Annotated in this window: 15 protein-coding genes and 2 pseudogenes; 6 read left to right on the forward strand and 11 right to left on the reverse strand. The window is 47.4% G+C overall.

What is annotated here, in order from left to right; all coding sequences use genetic code 11:
- Nucleotides 1-52: 52 nt before the first annotated feature.
- The 6 genes and pseudogenes from RE628_RS15105 to RE628_RS15130 all read right to left on the reverse strand — a co-directional run bounded on the left by RE628_RS15105 (nt 53) and on the right by RE628_RS15130 (nt 8,697).
- The gene (locus RE628_RS15105) at nt 53-670 is read right to left on the reverse strand and encodes a pyroglutamyl-peptidase I (protein WP_309153869.1); all 618 of its coding nucleotides are present in this window, start codon (nt 668-670) and stop codon (nt 53-55) included.
- Nucleotides 645-2,874, reverse strand: a pseudogene (locus RE628_RS15110) (DEAD/DEAH box helicase). Before RE628_RS15110 ends, RE628_RS15105 begins: the two are co-directional and overlap by 26 nt.
- Nucleotides 2,871-4,201, reverse strand: a pseudogene (locus tag RE628_RS15115) (ATP-binding protein). Before RE628_RS15115 ends, RE628_RS15110 begins: the two co-directional pseudogenes overlap by 4 nt.
- Nucleotides 4,202-4,224: 23 nt before the next feature.
- Nucleotides 4,225-5,922 carry a TerB N-terminal domain-containing protein gene (locus RE628_RS15120; protein ID WP_309153870.1) on the reverse strand — a complete coding sequence of 566 codons (1,698 nt, stop codon included), beginning with the start codon at nt 5,920-5,922 and terminating at the stop codon, nt 4,225-4,227.
- A 189-nt stretch (nt 5,923-6,111) separates the two neighbouring features.
- Entirely contained in the window at nt 6,112-7,557 is a 1,446-nt protein-coding gene (locus tag RE628_RS15125; RefSeq protein WP_309153871.1) for a serine hydrolase domain-containing protein, read from the reverse strand.
- A 123-nt stretch (nt 7,558-7,680) separates the two neighbouring features.
- The gene (locus RE628_RS15130; RefSeq protein ID WP_309153872.1) at nt 7,681-8,697 is read right to left on the reverse strand and encodes a quinone oxidoreductase family protein; all 1,017 of its coding nucleotides are present in this window, start codon (nt 8,695-8,697) and stop codon (nt 7,681-7,683) included.
- 188 nt (nt 8,698-8,885) lie between these two features.
- On the opposite strand from RE628_RS15130, the gene RE628_RS15135 reads away from it, so the two are divergent.
- Nucleotides 8,886-9,386: a MarR family transcriptional regulator gene (locus RE628_RS15135; protein ID WP_309153873.1), complete on the forward strand. Its 501-nt coding sequence runs from the start codon at nt 8,886-8,888 to the stop codon at nt 9,384-9,386.
- Nucleotides 9,387-9,409: 23 nt separating this feature from the next.
- On the forward strand, nt 9,410-10,567 hold the full coding sequence (locus RE628_RS15140; protein WP_309153874.1) for an MFS transporter: 1,158 nt from the start codon (nt 9,410-9,412) through the stop codon (nt 10,565-10,567).
- Nucleotides 10,568-10,651: 84 nt separating this feature from the next.
- On the opposite strand, the gene RE628_RS15145 is transcribed toward RE628_RS15140, so the two are convergent.
- Together RE628_RS15145 and RE628_RS15150 are read right to left on the reverse strand one after the other, a co-directional pair.
- Nucleotides 10,652-11,704: an ABC transporter permease gene (locus RE628_RS15145; protein ID WP_309153875.1), complete on the reverse strand. Its 1,053-nt coding sequence runs from the start codon at nt 11,702-11,704 to the stop codon at nt 10,652-10,654.
- Nucleotides 11,655-12,425, reverse strand: coding sequence for an ABC transporter ATP-binding protein (locus RE628_RS15150; protein ID WP_309153876.1), 771 nt, complete (start codon nt 12,423-12,425; stop codon nt 11,655-11,657). Before RE628_RS15150 ends, RE628_RS15145 begins: the two co-directional genes overlap by 50 nt.
- Before the next feature lie 158 nt (nt 12,426-12,583).
- Here RE628_RS15150 and RE628_RS15155 point away from each other — a divergent pair, with 158 nt between their 5' ends.
- The 4 genes from RE628_RS15155 to RE628_RS15170 are packed head-to-tail and all read left to right on the forward strand — an operon-like array spanning nt 12,584 to nt 13,832.
- Nucleotides 12,584-12,874, forward strand: coding sequence for a TetR/AcrR family transcriptional regulator (locus RE628_RS15155; protein ID WP_309153877.1), 291 nt, complete (start codon nt 12,584-12,586; stop codon nt 12,872-12,874).
- Nucleotides 12,871-13,095 carry a TetR-like C-terminal domain-containing protein gene (locus RE628_RS15160; RefSeq protein ID WP_309153878.1) on the forward strand — a complete coding sequence of 75 codons (225 nt, stop codon included), beginning with the start codon at nt 12,871-12,873 and terminating at the stop codon, nt 13,093-13,095. The genes RE628_RS15155 and RE628_RS15160 overlap by 4 nt, the downstream gene beginning before the upstream one ends.
- Entirely contained in the window at nt 13,095-13,217 is a 123-nt protein-coding gene (locus RE628_RS15165) for a hypothetical protein (RefSeq protein ID WP_309153879.1), read from the forward strand. The genes RE628_RS15160 and RE628_RS15165 overlap by 1 nt, the downstream gene beginning before the upstream one ends.
- Nucleotides 13,218-13,220: 3 nt before the next feature.
- Nucleotides 13,221-13,832, forward strand: a complete 612-nt coding sequence (locus RE628_RS15170; protein WP_309153880.1) for a class I SAM-dependent methyltransferase — start codon at nt 13,221-13,223, stop codon at nt 13,830-13,832.
- Nucleotides 13,833-13,958: 126 nt separating this feature from the next.
- On the opposite strand, the gene RE628_RS15175 is transcribed toward RE628_RS15170, so the two are convergent.
- The 3 genes from RE628_RS15175 to RE628_RS15185 form a co-directional block, all read right to left on the reverse strand.
- Complete coding sequence (locus RE628_RS15175; RefSeq protein ID WP_309153881.1) at nt 13,959-14,903, reverse strand: alpha/beta hydrolase; 945 nt, start codon at nt 14,901-14,903, stop codon at nt 13,959-13,961.
- A 308-nt stretch (nt 14,904-15,211) separates the two neighbouring features.
- The gene (locus RE628_RS15180) at nt 15,212-16,429 is read right to left on the reverse strand and encodes an MFS transporter (RefSeq protein WP_309153882.1); all 1,218 of its coding nucleotides are present in this window, start codon (nt 16,427-16,429) and stop codon (nt 15,212-15,214) included.
- A 199-nt stretch (nt 16,430-16,628) separates the two neighbouring features.
- Nucleotides 16,629-17,084: a MarR family winged helix-turn-helix transcriptional regulator gene (locus RE628_RS15185; protein WP_309153883.1), complete on the reverse strand. Its 456-nt coding sequence runs from the start codon at nt 17,082-17,084 to the stop codon at nt 16,629-16,631.
- Nucleotides 17,085-17,231 lie beyond the last annotated feature (147 nt).

The raw sequence follows: 17,231 nt of genomic DNA on the forward strand, positions 1-17,231 counted from the left end.
CAAGTCACTAACTATTAAGCTACTGACGATCCCTAATCCCCATGTAACACGATCACAGAAGCAACGTATGTATCATCACTTTCAGACCCTTCAGCATCGTCTCATGCGACAAGGAAGGCAAGCTTGGCTTGGCTGCGGCCATCTCTTCCGACGCCGGGAAATGGACGAATCCGCCGACCATTGGCAGCTGGTGAACACGAATGTAATCGAGCAAAGCATACATGGTATTGTTACAAATAAATGTTCCTGCCGTATAAGAGATCACAGCCGGAATGCCCTGCTCCTTCATGCTGTCCACCAACTCGCGAACAGGAAGAAGGCTGAACAAACCGTCAGGACCGTCAGGGTTAATCCGCTCGTCAAAAGGGCGATTTCCTTTATTGTCAGCTACGCTGGATTCTTTAGGAACCTCCTTAAGATTAATTGCGATCTGCTCTGGCGTAATCGAAGTACGCCCTGAAGCAAGCCCGCAACAGATAACGGCATCCGGCCGTAGCACCCGCACTACCTCAAGCAGCTTGTCCGCACATACATCAAAGACAACTGGAAGTATCAAAGTATGAATTTCTGCTCCGGAAATCTTCTCCTCCCCGATATCGGCAAGTAGCCTCTCGGTCGGGTTTATGGAATCTCCACCAAAAGCTTCAAACGCGGTGATCAAAATTTTCATTCTTATCCCCCTCTCGTTCAAGTCCAGCCCTGAGCCCCTCAACATCCAACCCATCCACGGCAAAAGCCTGACGAACTAGCTCTGGTGCGACAAATTCATCGTATTTGCCCAAATACGGCGCTTCATCTGGCCCAAGCAGCATGGACGGATCCGTACAAAAACTGCATTCGAGTAAAATCTGTTCCAAGAGCGCTTGACTGTCCGCTTTACCGGACACAACGAAATAATACGGCTCCATCGGCACGATGGAACGAAGTGAAAGACGCTGCGAGAGGTTATTTTTGAGCAGCCGCTCTAGCGTACGGAACTGTTTGCTGCCAACCCACGGCAAAATGAATAACGAGTCGCCACCTGCCGGGATCGACCGGTGATCTCAACAGCCCGCTCTCCTTCGCTAGACGACGAGCCCGCTCCAGGCGATTGACTGCCTGCGGAGATAGATACGGATAGATCATACTATCCGCCAATACCTCACGCATTTTCCGCACTACCAACGTATGAATGTCTCCGCCAGCCCCGAGCCACAATGTATCGACTTTACCTAAAGAGTCTTTAACGTATACAGCCTTGTGCTTGGTGTCCACCTCAGTGACCTTCCACAGCTTGCCTGCTAACGAGAAGCAGTATCCTGGCGGCGGCACAGTCGTAATCGAGCCAATTTCCTCCGTTCCATTATAAACGGCATGTTCCTCATCATCCTTGAATACAGCGTAGAATCGAAAGTTGTTCACAATCTTCTCGCCCGTTAGGCCGATGATCAGGGTTTGCTGCTCGGTCCATTGAATATGATCCGTTTGCAGCAAGTAATTCAGGAACACTTTGTACGTATCCTGGGAAATCTGATGGAAAGACGGCAGCGACAGCACATCGGATGCCAGCTCGGCAGGCGTCGCTTCGCCTCTACTCTTCAAAATGCTCATCGTTTGGTGATAGAGAAGACCGATTGGCATTTGACGTATATCGAGCGGCTCCACCCAGCGGTCTCGAACGTACAGCTCGATGACAGCAATCGCCCGCAGCAGCATCCACGGCATACGGGCAGGCAGCATCGCATCTTCGTCCTCTTCTTCCGGGCAGACAAACAGCATCTCGGAAGCTGCATCCCCCCGCCTTCCAGACCGACCTAGCCGCTGCACGAAGCTGGAGGCGCTGTACGGTGCACCCAGCTGTATGACCCCTTCCAGCTCTCCCAAGTCAATTCCTAACTCGAGCGTTACTGTCGCAGCGGCAACTGCAGGGCCTGGCTTATCCTTGAGCGCAGCCTCTGCTTCTTCGCGCAGCATCGCCGAGATGCTGCCATGATGCACATAGAATACATCCGGCTGATGGCGGTGCGCCGCCACCCTACGCAGCTCCAGCGTCGTCAACTCCGCATCGGAACGACTGTTGGTGAATACTAACGCTTTTTTCAAATGTGTACTGTCATAGACGAAGTTGTAATAAGCCTTGCGGGCATTCTGTAAATGCTCGGCCTGCTCCTCGTCCCGGGCATCCGGGAACGAGAAGTGCTCAACCCGCAGCCGCAGCTTACGCCCCCCAGGCACGGATACGGCTTCGACCGGCTGCTTACTTCCAGCGCCGAGCCAGGCCTTGGCTGCTTCATAGTCACTTAGGGTTGCGGATAAGCCCACACGTCTTGGCAAACAGCCTGCCATTCTCTCAATCCTTGCGATCAGGCTTAGCACCTGAATACCTCGGTCCACCCCCATAAAAGCATGTACCTCGTCGATAATAATGTATCTAAGATCATGGAACAAAGCGGGGATCGCATTAGGCCGGTTCATCAGTAGACCTTCCAGCGATTCCGGCGTAATCTGCAGCACGCCCGATGGATTACGCATCAACTTGCTCTTCTCCGTCTGTGAGACATCGCCATGCCAATGCCAGGCTGGAATATTACCATCCCGAAGCAATTCTTTGATCCGTTCGAACTGGTCGTTGATCAGCGCCTTCAGAGGGCCAATATACAAAATACCTACGGATGCGGATGGACGTTCATGCAACTCGGTTAATGCCGGGAAAAAAGCTGCCTCTGTCTTCCCTGACGCCGTCCCTGCTGCAATCAGCATATGGTGCGGGGAATCCATGCAAATTTTAAGCGCCTCTACCTGTGCCGGACGTAGCGTCTCCCATCTCTTCCGATAAATAAATTCCTGAATAAACAGCGCCAAGCGGTAAAATAGCTGATTCGCCTCGCCGCTCATAATTCAAACTCCGCCAGGAAATCATCCAGTTCATCCTTTGGCTCCCCTACACCTGCCGCTGGCTCAACCATCCGTTCTCCAAGCAACTGGCTGAACGAAGCCTCAGGATTCTGATGCAAGGTATGCAGCAAATCCATAAAATCACGCACGATTTCCCGCGGTGTCAGCAGCTCGTCCGCTCCCATTCTACCAACAGCCATCTCCATAAACTGAATTAATTCCGCATCAGTTAAGTTCGGGGTATAGCTAAAATGCAAACCATGAATTTGCCGCAGCTTCTGCAGTAGGATCAAAATTTCTTCATGTGAAAGCATCTCAAGTTTGAGAATTGGACCCGTGTAATTACGGTAACCGGCGCCTGCAAATCTTCCTTCCACCAGACGGGAGCGCAGCGCCTCATAGCTGAATAGACCGCGCCGTTCGTCCTCAACAAACTGAGGCGTACCCCCCAGGAAAATACCAAGATGCTCCGCTTTGCCCTGCATCGTATCGTTAAACATCGTCAGCAGCTTTTCATAATTGCTCGTGCGAGCGATGCTGTTCGATATTTTATATAAATTGACGCCCTCATCAATAAACAGCAGCAATCCTTGATAGCCAACCGCCGCCACAAATTCCGACCACAGCTTGATATAGTCGTACCAGTTATCATCATCGATAATGACGCTCACATCGAGTTCTTTCCGCGCTTCGGTCTTGGTCGGGAACTCGCCGCGAAGCCAGCGCAGAGCTGCCTGCTTCTGCCCATCCTCACCTAGCTTATGCCCATTCCAATAGGCCGCCAATACGCGTGCAAAATCAAAACCGTGTACCAGGTTCTGCATCTGTGCTGTGACCGTGAAAATCCGCTGCTCCACTGCTTCTGTTAGTGCTGGATCACCGGGGCGTAAGCCTTCCTCTTCATCGCATCCTGCTGAATGGTAGTAATCCATTTCTGCAGCACGGCCTCCAGCGCTCCACCGTCCGGACGAGTCCGCGTCGACAAATGCGTCATCAGCTCACGGTAAGTGGCCAAGCCTTGGCCTTTCGTACCAACCAGACGCCGTTCGGGTGACAAATCCGCGTCAGCCGTCACAAAGTCGCGATCGAGCGCATAATTGCGGATCGTTTGTAGCAGGAAGCTCTTACCGCTGCCATAGCGTCCGGTGATCAGCTTCATGGCTGCCCCGCCTGCGGCGATATTGTCCATATCGCGTAATATGGCTTCTACCTCAGCCTTTCGGCCCACCGCGATATGTTCCAGGCCGATTCTTGGCACCACGCCTGCAGTCAACGAATTGACCAACGCCGTTGTCAGCCGCCGCGGGATCTTGATCTGCATTGTCATTGATTCCGTCATTTTTGAATCTGTCATTCCACTCCACCTCGTCCGTTTCGCCCTAATAATGCAAAATGATCTATATAATCTACAGCGATAGATTCACCGTCCACCACCAAATCTCCGATTGTCTCCATCGCTAGCTCGTTGATTTCATCGAGTAGCAGCGCAGGCATCATCCCGTATTTCTCGGCAATATCATTTACACTGTCACTTGCCTCTTTCAACGCATATAGAGCTTCAAGATGTGCCTGCCCAAGCTGTTCGGTAAACAGCAGCCAATCTTCGTCTAAGCTGGACGTATCCCAGACGATATTCGGATTTAGGTCGACCTGGTTTGTGTCATCCCCTTGGGCCAATTCTGCTTGCTGTACTATCAAATCTGTCTGCAGCAAAGAAACATCTGTAACGCTGTTTAAGCTCAATTCCATGGATTGCGGCGATATTTCAGCACTTGGTCCTACTTCTAAGCTGTCATTGCCCCAACGTTCCGCTCTCGGTTCTATCTCCTTCACACCGTCCGCCATAGACTCGATAGCTGGTATCCATTCTTGCTGTATCTCCTCAACTATCAGTTCATCCTCGACGGTCAACATACTCCGTACTTCTTCACTATCCTTCTGCAGCGTAGCCAGTCGTTCGGGATCAATGGAGATTACAGGTCCGGCAGGCTTCGTTGCTTCGGTATATTCTTTCTCCAGGAAACGCTCGATCAGTATCCATGTCTCCTTCATAAGCGATATGCCGCGCAGCCGACCCTTGAAGTGGTGAAGCTCTCGCAGTTTATTTTCCGTACAGCGGATCAACTGGGTCATGTAATAACGAAGCGGCGGACATTTCCGCAATTGGTATATACGGAGCGGCAGCGTGCGTCCATATAACTCCGTATCATAAACGGCACTACGGAATAAATAACGCTCTATCGTCTTACCATTTCCTTTGTAGAAGGTATCGACCAAGTTTTTACCTGTTGTCTTCCGCAAATAGGAATCGACTAGAACTACCACCTTTGGAACATAGGCCTCCATGAGTGCGCGTCCGCCGCTCATATAGAACTTACTACGCTGCAAGTCATAATCTGAGAGAGTTAATATTTGCTCCAAACTCAGTTCGGAAGGCTCATTTTCTAAAGTTCTCTTTAATTCCAGATCGAACAGCTCTCCGGATTTAGCACTAGAAGACCTCATGACGATATCCATTAAAGGAAGGTTCAGCTTATGCACCAGAACAAAATCACATATCCAATCAACCATATAACTATTCATCTTCGGGAACATAGATTGGTAAGCGTCCCATAGCTCTATCAGCAGTTCATATCCCTGCTCCGGCTCCTTCCAGCCAACACCATGAATCAGCTCATATAAATAGACAAAAATATAAGAAAGGTCAGTAAAAGGGTGCCGTCCCTGCCGCATCTCGCTTCTCCAGTAAAAAAACCAGCCCTGCTGTTCTTCGTTCATCTGCTCAAAGGTAGGCCAATAGCTCATAAAAGGTACATAAAGTGACGGCTCCCCTTCTCTTTCTGCCCATTCTTTGGCTTGCTTCACAAATCTACGTTCTCTCGTAAGCTCTTGCACAGAAAGAGAGGCTCCTTGAACTGGGCGATCCCTCCGCTCAGGGATAGTCATCTCCTGTAACGAGTCGCTCTGCTCCTTTATTTCACTCATATCTATTTCCGCAAAGTCCAACGATTTGTTATATGGATTCATGGAACGCACATCACCATTCATACAATAATTTGTTCTAGTTTCGAAAGTATCTCTTTTATGATCATAACATTATTATCGTCCCAAGAACACATGTTCTATAAATAGAATTAAAATTTTTGAATTGCTCTAATCCTGCCCTTTAGTTTCGCCCCAATGATAAATTAAAGCCCGCCAAAAGTCGTATCGACTTCCAGCAGGCTCAACGTTTATTTATTCAGCTGTTCTTCCACGAACGGTAATAACCCGATCCAATCCGACATTATATCTCACATTCATAGTGATCGTATCAGCGACAAAATGGACCTCCAGTGTAACACAACTAGGAGTTTCAATCGCTTGCAGTGTTACTATAAGCTCATCTTGCGATTTCCAAGTAAAGCTGCCAGCTATACGAGTTCCCTTCCCCTCAATAGTTAGCGTTGATTCAGTCAACCAATGCTCGCGTCCCAAAGTGATGCTATCTTCACATTCCAGCTTCAACGTTAGACGTGCAGAATCTTTATCGAATTCGATCCCCCATTCTTTCAGTGGGAACGGATTCTGATCCATCTGAGTTTGATCGATTTCAAATCTTTTTCCATGAACTAGCGATTCCTGAATCGACTCTTTACCCAGCCGCGGAACCTCCAGTTGCAGCTTGGATAAATATTCGCTTAGCTCTACCGAGCTATCGTCCGTTGCAATCGGCTCAGGCAGGAAACCTGGCAATAGATGATCCCAGACACTGTTCAATATAACCTGCATATCTCCTGTTCCTGACGTAATCGCCATAACAGCATCCTGTTCCGGCATGACAATACAGAACTGGCCGAAGGCACCGTCTCCGCGATAGATTCCATGGCGGCAGCGCCAGAATTGATATCCGTAGCCTTGCGCCCAGTCACTATCACCGCCATCGCCATTGGATATTTGCTTTCTGGTAGCCTCATTGACCCAATCCTCATCAACAATCCGCACACCGTTCCATAGCCCTTTTTGCAAATACAACTGCCCGAACTTAGCGATATCCTCCGTCTTAATATTAAGCCCGTACCCACCGGTATTAATCCCACGCGGGCAAACATCCCAAGACGGATTCTCAATGCCAAGTGGCTCAAACAGCCGCGGGGTTAAGTAATCAATCAGACATTGTCCCGAAGCTTTCTGTAAAATCGCAGACAACATATATGTAGCCCCGGTATTATATAGGAAATGCGTTCCCGGCTCATGCGGCACAGACAGCTTCAGAAAAGCTCTGACCCAATTGCCATCCTCTGCTGCAAGCAATGCATCCATCGTATCTTGGTCATGTCCAGTCCCCATCATTAGCAGATGGCGGATTTGCATCGTAGCGAGATGTTCAGAGATGGTCTCCGGCAGATCTTCCGGGAAATATGAGACAACCGAATCATCCAGCGTCATGATTCCCTCGTGGACAGCCATACCAATTGCCGTCGAAGTGAAACTTTTACTTAGCGAGAATAGCATATGAGGAAGCTCTGGCGCATAAGGGGCCCACCAGCCTTCCGCCGCCACCTGGCCATGCCGTAACAGCATAAAACTATGTAGTTCACTCTGATGCTCTCTCACAGCATCCAGAAAAGCGATGACTTGCTGCGGCAATATTCCCAACTGTTCCGGCGTAGTTCTAGGTAATGATCTCTTCGTCATTTGCATCCGTTCTTCTCTCCTCATGGGTACGATTAGCCTACCCTATCAAATGTATGAACCTTACTAAACGTAGACAATCATTACCATTATACTACACTTCCTATCCTGTCATATAACTAATGATACATGCTAAGGAACCAGAATCATTCTCCCCACCGCTTCCCGCTGCTCAAATCGACGATGAACCTCGGCAGCTTCAGCCATTGGATATACACCTTCAATCGGTACCTTTAACAGATCTTGATCGAGCCATTCAAGCAGCAGCTGTTCATATGCTTTCCAATGCTTCCGATAAGGAAGGCCATTCGTCCGCGTTACAAATAACGAGCCTTTCTCCTGTAATCTCATTAGATCTAGTGGGGGGATAAAACCGCTGGATTGCCCAAAAATAATCAAATATCCACCTAATCCCAAACTATCCAGATTCATCTCGAATACATCCTTACCGACCCCATCATAGACGACTCGTACTCCCTCATCACCAGTAAGCCTACGAATCTCTTTCGCAGCAGCAGTGCTACCCCCAGAATGCTCGGAAAGGACAATCACATGGTCGCAGCCTACCTCACGAACCGCCCGAGCCTTCTTCTCAGAAGATACAACACCAATCACTCGTCCCCCGCATAGCTTCGCCATTTGTACCAGTAGCATCCCTAGACCACCTCCTGCCGCTTGCACCAAGCACCAGTCGCAGGCCCGCACAGGATAAGCATGATGTGTAAATGCATATGCCAAGAACCCTTGTGTCAGTACCGCAGCAGCCTGCTCAACACCAAGGCCGGCTGGGATTGGCATTAGTCTGGTGCTTGCCGTAATTACATGCGTTGCATACGTCCCGGTTCCTCCAAAACACATGACCCGGTCGCCAACCTTCATCCCCTCTGGGCATCCCTGCGCCAAGCCTTCGATAACACCTGCAGCTTGACTACCGATTGTCAGCGGTAATTCCGTTGTCATTCCGCCTTTTTCCTTGTAAAATTTATGGTTGACCAGATCTCCCCTACGCATTTGTACATCCAGGAAATTAACCGCGGCCGCTTCGATTCGAACCAATGCTTCTCCGTGCTCGAGTGATCGAAGCTCTACCTCCTCCCATTTCATTTCTTCAGGTGCGCCATATGAATGAATACGTACTGCTTTAGCCATAACCATTAATGCCTCCTTTTTTGTTTCTTGGAAACAATATATGCGCATCACGGCTTTTTGTCAATATTGTTTCTTGGAAACTTTCATAAAGTTAGATTTCCCTGTATAATATACTGAGCCTATTATCATTCAATCAGGAAAGGTGCATTGGTGTGGAAAAGTCAGATGAACCGTTCTCCTCAAAGGGAATGAAGCAAAAACAATTATCAATTAACCGCATAATGGTGCTTGTAGAACAAATTGGACAACGCATTCAGCAGGAAGATGATGAAGAACGCAAATGGCTGATTCAGCATTGTCGGGACCCGCTCTTATGCTCTCTTCTTCCGGAGATGACCGTTGCTGAGCTGCATGTTGTAGATGCCATCGGCAAGCTCGAACCGGTTAACGGGATTACTATCTCCAAGCACTCAGGTATTCCCAAAGGGACCGTTTCAAAAATCACTCGAAGACTGATCCATAAGAAATTACTGCAGTCAGAGTCGCTCCTAAACAACAAAAAAGAAATTTTATTCCGGATGACCCCGCTAGGAGAGAAGCTGTTTATACTGCACCAGCAGCTTCACATCGAGATCGAAAAAGGAGCCACGGCTTTCTTGAACCGATATTCCGAGGAAGAGCTTTCACTCTTAAGCCGTATCCTTCAGGATACACTTACTACCTCATGGGTCACTCTTGATGAAGAATAACAATGGAGGATAACATCTAACGTATGAAATCTGCTTACACCGTAAAATCTTTTAATTTTCTCTTCTTTGCCCTGCTGTCCATGTTCATACCATTCTTACCTCTCTATTTCAGTGACCGCGGGCTGAACGAGACACAGATCGGTACCATCATTGGTATCGGCGGCTTTATTACTCTGATTGCCCAACCATTGTGGGGGATGATCAGTGACCGACTACGTACCATCCGTAAAGTTCTACTGTTGCTTGTGATCTGCTGTACGATAACGGGCTACTCTCTGTATAGCACTGATAGCTACCCCTTGATCCTGTTATTCGTTATGCTGACTTATTTCTTTCTGATGCCGGTCGATCCTCTGACCGAAAGTTTGAATTTCCGCGTGGCCGAATCTGAAGGAATCAGCTACGGATCATTACGAACATATGGCGCCTTAGGTTATGCTGTAATGTCCCTCCTTGCCGGCTTTCTGATGACAGAATACGGTTCGCGTAGTCTGGGTATTACGTTTGCAGTGCTTGGCGTCATTAGCCTGATTGTCGCCTTCTTGATGCCGGATGCTCCGGTATCAGGCAAGCCGTTGACGATCAAGAGCCTCAAGAATTTTCTGAGTAACAAGGAGACGCTTCTCTTCCTTATTCTTGTATTTATCAGCTCCATTCCGGCTCGGATGAATGACACTTATTTGGGGCTATACATTAAGGACTTAGGTGGAAAACCCAACCTTCTTGGACTGGCATGGTTTCTGGCCGCTGGAAGCGAAATTCTGGTGTTCTCGTTAAGCTTCTGGTGGCTACGCAAAAATAAGGAACTTGCCATTATTGCCTTTGCCGGGGCGTTTTACTTTATTCGCTTCTTCATCTCCGCCTGGATCAAGGATCCGAATTGGCTTGCCTATATCCAGCTTTTGCAGGTATTCACGTTTCCTGTGTTCTACACTGCGGCGATACAATATCTGTACAGCATCGTGCCTGTAGAGTGGAGAGCGACTGGTCAGACCGTATTGGCACTACTCTTCTTTGGAGTATCCGGCATTATTGCCTCATTCGCAGGAGGTGCACTATACCAAGCTCTTGGCGGTCATGTGATGTACTTGACGATTTCCGTCCTGTCACTAATCGGGACGTTGTTCGGCCTGGTACTCTATCGCAAATATGGACGAAATAAATCCACGGAAGGATCCTAAGAAGAACATATTTACAAGATCAAAAAAGACGGGTACTCCCAAATTATTCGGAGAGTGCCCGTCTTTTTAATAAAGTAGTAGAGGCTAGAGCTTGCGGTATTTTTTCAAGGCCACAATATTTAGAACAATAAACAGCGCCGCGAATAGCACCAGTACACTTAGATCCACTACAATGTCTGCAAATCCTAAGCCTTTGTACATCACACTCTTTAGAGCATCTGCCCCGTAATACAGCGGCATAATTCTAGCGATTACCCGTACCCATGTAGCCATATGCTCAAGCGGGAATATACCGGCAAAGAAGATCTGCGGTATGATGACGAGTGGAATGAACTGCACCATTTGAAACTCTGAGGCGGCGAAGGTAGATAATAGAATCCCTAGCGACAACGCCACGAAGGCCAGCAACAGGTTTGTCAACAGCACATACCAGATCGATCCAGCCATATTCATGCCAAGAACTAACGTCGCATATAGAACGACAATCACGGTTTGTAGAAACGCAAAGATGCCATATCCAGCCAAGTACCCGGTAATTACTTCTCCCCTGCGCACTGGCGTAGACATTAATCGTTCCAAAGTTCCCGTCGTTCGTTCTCGCAGTAATCCAATCCCGGAAATTAAGAATACGAAGAAGAACACAAAGAATCCAATTAGAATCGGACTTAGCGTATCAAAAAAGGTCGTATCCGCGCTGCCATATACATACTCAACAGTTAGTTCGGGCTTAGCACTAGGAACTCCACCTTCCTGCTGAACCGCACCGGTAAGAGCGTCAGCCGCCTGGCCAATCTTCATCTGCAACGCTTTGGACTGCGAAGGATCGCTATTGCCTAGAATTAAATGGAGCTGTCCCTCTTGAATTTCAATGATCGCATCAAGCTTATCTTGTATTAACGTATCCCGATTAGCTGTCTCATACGTTACGATATCGAGCCCCTGCTGCTTCAGAACTGAAGCCCATTGCGGAGAGAAACCGACCACACCTATTTTCGCGTCGGACGCATTGCCGGTGTGATTAAATAAATAATGCATCAGCGACAAGACGAGTAGCGGTGCTAGGAACAACAAAGCTAACGTTCGCTTGTCACGCAGCAGTTGTTCGCAAATTCTTCTTATGAGCGCCTTGATTCTCATACTGTACCGCCCCTGCCCGCAGAAATACTTCTTCCAAGCTCGCCACATCATACTGCTGTTTAAGCTGCTCAGGCGTGCCACTGGCCAGTATGGTTCCTTCACGAACCATTGCCAACTGGTCGCACTTATCCGCCTCATCCATCACATGTGTCGTCACAATGATGGTCTTATGCTCAGATGTCTTTAGTCTGATGAGCTCCTTCCAGATCGCCTGTCTCAGTTCCGGGTCAATACCAACTGTTGGCTCATCTAGAATCAGGACGGAAGGATCATGCAACAATGCTATCGCCAGCGATAGTCTGCGTTTCATCCCGCCAGAATAAACAGCAACTTTCCTTCCCAAATCATCCGTTAGGCCAACCAGATCGGCTGCATAGGCGATTCGCTGCTTCTGCTCAGCCCTGTTCATCTTGAACATTGAGGCAAAAAATTTCAGATTCTCCTCCGCTGTGAGTTCACCATATAAAGCATCCGATTGCGCCATATATCCGATGTGCTGAAGCATCGACAAACTAGGCATTCTCGTCTGCAATACTTGAACTTCTCCTTCATCCGGCAAATCCATACCAACCATCATTTTGACAAGTGTCGTCTTACCTGCACCAGAAGGGCCGATCAGCCCATAAATTTGCCCCATCTCCATTTGAAGATTCACTTTGTTCAGCACGTTCTTCGAGCCGAAGCTCTTACTAACTTGCTGCACTTTGACGGTAGCTTCCATCTTTTCCGCCCCCTAAATAAATGAACACTGCGTTGATTATCTTCTGCGATTTAATTATAATCAATACAGATTTCAACTACAATAAACAGAATCCTCGAATGTGATCATTATTCGGTAGCCGTGGAACAAACATTGCTGGGGACTGGGGGAACTGATAAATGATGGAGTCATCAAGAGACAAGCGGGTAATGCGAACAAAGGCGGTCATTCGCGAGGCATTAACACAGTTAATTGAGGAAAAAGGATTCGAAGCGCTAACCGTCAAAGATATTACAACACGGGCGGAGATTAATCGCGGAACCTTCTATCTGCATTACCGTGATAAATATGATCTTCTAGAGCAGAGCGAGCAAGAGCTAATTCAAGGTCTCATTGGGATTCTTACCACGATTCGTCCGTTTAATAGTCTAAATCAAATAGAAATGGAACAGATATTCCCCATATTGTGAAGATTTTTGAATACTTTGGCGAGCAGGCCGACTTCCTTAAGACGATTCTCGGACCCAAGGGAGACCCTTCCTTCCATATGATGCTAAGAAAAATGATGTCAGAGCATTTATTCGAGAAAAACATGGTTTCATTCATTCGTAAGGAAAACGCGTTGGTTCCGACAAATTATCTGGTCTCTATCTGGCCTCGGCCCATTTCGGCATTATACAGGAATGGCTGATGCAGGGGCGCCAAGAGTCGCCACAGGAAATCGCGTCAATTATGTTCAAGCTGACCGCGCGAGGTCCTTTGTACGCGGCAGGTGTGATTAAAGACCCCAAACAAATCGCGGACAGGAGGTAAGTCATGGATCAACAAAAGCTAATCCGAAAATTCGATAAACAATCGGCATTATATGAGGAAAATACGCGCAAGCGGATGCTTAGAGAGTGGCGGCAGCGTCTTATTGAAGGTGTCAGTGGAGACATATTGGAGATTGCAGTTGGTACAGGTGCCAATTTCCCGTATTATGATATGACTAAAGTCCGGCTGACCGCGGCTGATTTCAGTCCAATGATGCTAAAGCGTGCAGCCGGAATCGCAAATGAACTGCAAATGCAAGTAAACTTCATCGAGAGCGACATTGAGAAATTGGTTCTACCTGAGCAATCCTTCGATTATGTTGTTTCTACCCTTTCCTTGTGCGGATATGATAATCCAGCACATGTCCTCCGCAATATAAGGCAATGGTGCCGACCTGACGGGCGAATCTGTCTGATGGAGCACGGACTAGGGAATAACATCATGCTAAAATCGGCCCAGCACATCCTCAACCCGATAGCTCATAAAATATCCGGCTGCCATTGGAATCGCGACATCATGCAGATGGTCAAGGATTCTGGCCTACAAATCGAGCGGATGGAGCAGCATTGGGGCGGCATGATTCATCTGATTTGGGCGGTTCCTGACAATTCGTGATGCCTCTGGCAACAGCCCTTTATATGAGTGAAATCGGATCAGGTAGCTCTTTGGGGTGTAACACATCCGCTCATTATACATAAAAAGGCTCAGGTCTTATTCATGACCCGAGCCTTAGCCTTGCTATTATTTCACAAAACGCCCGATAAAATCGGCCACTACACTCTCGTACTTCTCTGGATTCACGCGGTATGCTTCAGCATGTCCCGCACCCGGAACGATGTATAGTCCCTTCTCCACTGGACTGTTCTCATAGACGATATGTACCATCTCCGTTGGAACGAAGGTATCGTTGTCTCCATGAATGAACAGCGTCGGAGTATGTGATTTCCTTACTTGCTTCAAGGCTGACGCCTCACCGAAGAAATATCCAGCCCGCAGCTTCGTTAACAGGCTTGTCGCGTGCAGTATCGGAAATGTTGGTAGATGATACATCCGTTTTAATTGGAAGGACAATTCATCCTTTACCGACGTGTAACCACAATCCTCAACAACAGCCTTTACATTGACAGGGAGCCTCTCCCCACTTGTCATCATCACTGTGGCTCCACCCATCGACACCCCGTGTAGAACGATCTGCGTATCCGCTCCATTTACTTCAATAGCACGCTGAATCCATTTTTGATAGTCTTTTCGCTCTGGCCAGCCGAAGCCAATATATTTGCCCCCGCTACGCCCATGAGCTCTGCCATCTGGAAGCAAGACGTTATAGCCTAGCTGTTCATAGTATAGCTTGGCGAAGGAGCTCATTTCTATTGCGTTACCAGTATAACCATGCGCAATAATCGCCGTCTTGTCGGAATGCTCGCAGGCTGCCAAGTAATAGGCTTGGAGATGAATTCCGTCATCCGAGTCCATTTCCCAATACTCAAAGTTTTGGCTATTCCACCATTCCCGAGCTTCATTAATGAATACGTTAGCAGCTTCTGGCAGCTCACTCGACTGTAAATCCGGATTATCGTTCAAGAATTCCTTCGTAGTGCGCGCAATGGCTACTTGATAGAAATACAAGCTAGCGATTGTAATTATTAATAATAGCAATACAACAATGGCTACAATTAGGATAGTCATTCTGTCTTTATTTCGCTCCCTATTTAAGTATACTGCCTTCATTATGGCTACTTAAATATAACAAGATCATAAGGGGCATTCAACATAGAGATTGTTCAAAAAGTCCGCTTTTGATCACGAAGTGGATTAAGAAGCAAATTCGACATCTAATCTTGAATTCAGCCGGGCCTAAGCAGATGCTCACGAAGTCATGTTTCCTACGGAAACATCTCAGGTGCTCACGTACAAACTACGTACGCTCCGCTCCTCAGTCCCTAGCTTTATTCAACCTTATCGGTGCCGAAAACCGGATTTTTGAACTCGCATTGTTAGCGTTCGAAGTTCGCAGCCTGTTGACGTATTTTCGATCTAAACCCAAACTGTACCAAGCAGTACATCAGCAGGAATAGGATCATGAATCCAGCTGAATAACGGTACATTACCGCGTAGTTGCTATGTGAAGCGATAAGTCCCAGTAAGATAGACCCGATGGCAACACCGAAATCCGTTGAGTTATAAAACATGCTGTTGGCCGTTCCGTATTGTTCCGGCGTAGAGGTGCGGATCATCCACGCTTGAAGCGTTGGCTGAATAGCCCCGAATCCAAGTCCATATAACAGTGCGGATACGATTAATAGAGGCAAGGATCTAGTATAAGACAATACTGTCATACTAGCCACTACGAAGATCGCAGCCGGAATTAAGACTGCCGCATGACCTTTACGGTCAAAGAGTCGGCCTGATATTGGGCGAACAATGACGATCGTAATTACGTTGAATAGGAAGAACAAACCGACCTGCTCCAGATGAATGAACTCACCGAATAGTGCGATGAATCCAAGCAAACCGCTATAGGTAATACATAGTATCGCATTAAGTAGAGCAGGGAACCACATCTTGTGATTGAACTTCGGTTTGACCTGTTTACCGCTCTGTTGCTTAGTAGCCTTACTCCCAACGTGAGCCGTAGGTCTTGATATTGAACGAGAAAACAGTAAAATTGGCAGGATCAAGACAACGGTAAGTGTTGCTACAATCGTTAAATTACTAAATCCATAAGCACGCATGACATTTAATCCTATAATTGGACCAAATGACATGGCCAGACTGCTTGATAATCCGAAATATCCGATCCCCTCTCCCATACGGCTTCTTGGGATAATCTGCGATGCCAAAGTCGGTAAAATTGTGCTTGATATCCCAAAGCCAAGGCCAAAACCCACGCGCATTGACAGTAAGCCGCCTATGGTTCCAGCTAGTGAGTAGATGCCAGTTGTAATCGTAGCGATGATTAGTCCGGCGTAGAGCAACTTATCGCGAGGCACACTTTTAATGAGTCCAGCCGTTAGAAACCTCGCAATAATCGCCGATGCTGCGAATACACTTGTCACCAGGCTGACCTGAAAATCACCGGCCTGAAATTCATTTTTTACATATGCCGGAAAAGTAGACAGCAACATTTGCAAATTCAAAAACATTAAAAAAGAACAGATCGTTAACGAAATAAATGATTTCGTCCACAATCGTTCCTGGTCTTCCAGTAACATAATCTCTCCCACTTTCTTAAAAGGTTGTTCAAAAAGTCCACTTTTGATCACGAAGTAACACTGAAAGCATATTCGGCATCGAATCTTGAATTCAGCCGGGCCTTCCGGTGCTCACGTACCAACTACGTACGCTCCGCTCCTCAGGCCCTAGCTTCATCCAACCTTCTCGGTGCTGAAAACCAGCCTTTTGAACTCGCACTTAAATATCCCGGTTAACTCCAATGAAATGATGATCAATACGATGCAATAGCTCCAATATCGCCTCGTATTCCTGTTCAGTTATACATTGTAGCAACTCACTTCTCATATCCTGTTCATAGATCATACCCGCTTCAATGATCGGCTTTGCCTTTTCTGTGCTGTATACCAGATAAGAACGCCGATCCTCCTTGCCTTGTTGTTTGCGTACCAGTCCTTTGTTCTCCAATTGATCCAGAATACGCGTCGTCGTTGGATGATCCTTGCTGGTCCGCTTAGCGATCTCCTTCTGTATTAAGCCTTCTGCACTATCAACCTCGAGTAAGACTGACCACTGCTCTGGTGTGATATCGAATTGCTTCAAGCGATGTTGCATGTACATAGACAATTTGCGATAGGTCACGCCCATTTCAAAACCAACGGAAGGAACATTCTCCACTCCATCCTTTGCTAACATCCAGATCACCTCATTATCAAATCAGACTTTCTGTGAATACTTGTCTTAACAACTATATGATAAACAACTATTTTTGTAAATGGAAATTATTATCATTCAGAAAACCCCGCCGCTTCCATATAGAAAGCGACGGGGCTTAATACTCCC

Source organism: Paenibacillus sp. D2_2, from assembly GCF_031199965.1.
Classification (GTDB): Bacteria; Bacillota; Bacilli; order Paenibacillales; family Paenibacillaceae; genus Fontibacillus.

Excerpts from the sequence above, each read along its gene's own strand:
- RE628_RS15105 (WP_309153869.1), bottom strand. The coding sequence starts at position 670 with ATGAAAATTTTGATCACCGCGTTTGAAGCTTTTGGTGGAGATTCCATA.
- RE628_RS15120 (WP_309153870.1), bottom strand. The coding sequence starts at position 5,922 with ATGAATGGTGATGTGCGTTCCATGAATCCATATAACAAATCGTTGGAC.
- RE628_RS15125 (WP_309153871.1), bottom strand. The coding sequence starts at position 7,557 with ATGCAAATGACGAAGAGATCATTACCTAGAACTACGCCGGAACAGTTG.
- RE628_RS15130 (WP_309153872.1), bottom strand. The coding sequence starts at position 8,697 with ATGGCTAAAGCAGTACGTATTCATTCATATGGCGCACCTGAAGAAATG.
- RE628_RS15135 (WP_309153873.1), top strand. The coding sequence starts at position 8,886 with ATGAAGCAAAAACAATTATCAATTAACCGCATAATGGTGCTTGTAGAA.
- RE628_RS15140 (WP_309153874.1), top strand. The coding sequence starts at position 9,410 with ATGAAATCTGCTTACACCGTAAAATCTTTTAATTTTCTCTTCTTTGCC.
- RE628_RS15145 (WP_309153875.1), bottom strand. The coding sequence starts at position 11,704 with ATGAGAATCAAGGCGCTCATAAGAAGAATTTGCGAACAACTGCTGCGT.
- RE628_RS15150 (WP_309153876.1), bottom strand. The coding sequence starts at position 12,425 with ATGGAAGCTACCGTCAAAGTGCAGCAAGTTAGTAAGAGCTTCGGCTCG.
- RE628_RS15155 (WP_309153877.1), top strand. The coding sequence starts at position 12,584 with ATGATGGAGTCATCAAGAGACAAGCGGGTAATGCGAACAAAGGCGGTC.
- RE628_RS15165 (WP_309153879.1), top strand. The coding sequence starts at position 13,095 with ATGCAGGGGCGCCAAGAGTCGCCACAGGAAATCGCGTCAATTATGTTC.
- RE628_RS15170 (WP_309153880.1), top strand. The coding sequence starts at position 13,221 with ATGGATCAACAAAAGCTAATCCGAAAATTCGATAAACAATCGGCATTA.
- RE628_RS15175 (WP_309153881.1), bottom strand. The coding sequence starts at position 14,903 with ATGACTATCCTAATTGTAGCCATTGTTGTATTGCTATTATTAATAATT.
- RE628_RS15180 (WP_309153882.1), bottom strand. The coding sequence starts at position 16,429 with ATGTTACTGGAAGACCAGGAACGATTGTGGACGAAATCATTTATTTCG.
- RE628_RS15185 (WP_309153883.1), bottom strand. The coding sequence starts at position 17,084 with ATGTTAGCAAAGGATGGAGTGGAGAATGTTCCTTCCGTTGGTTTTGAA.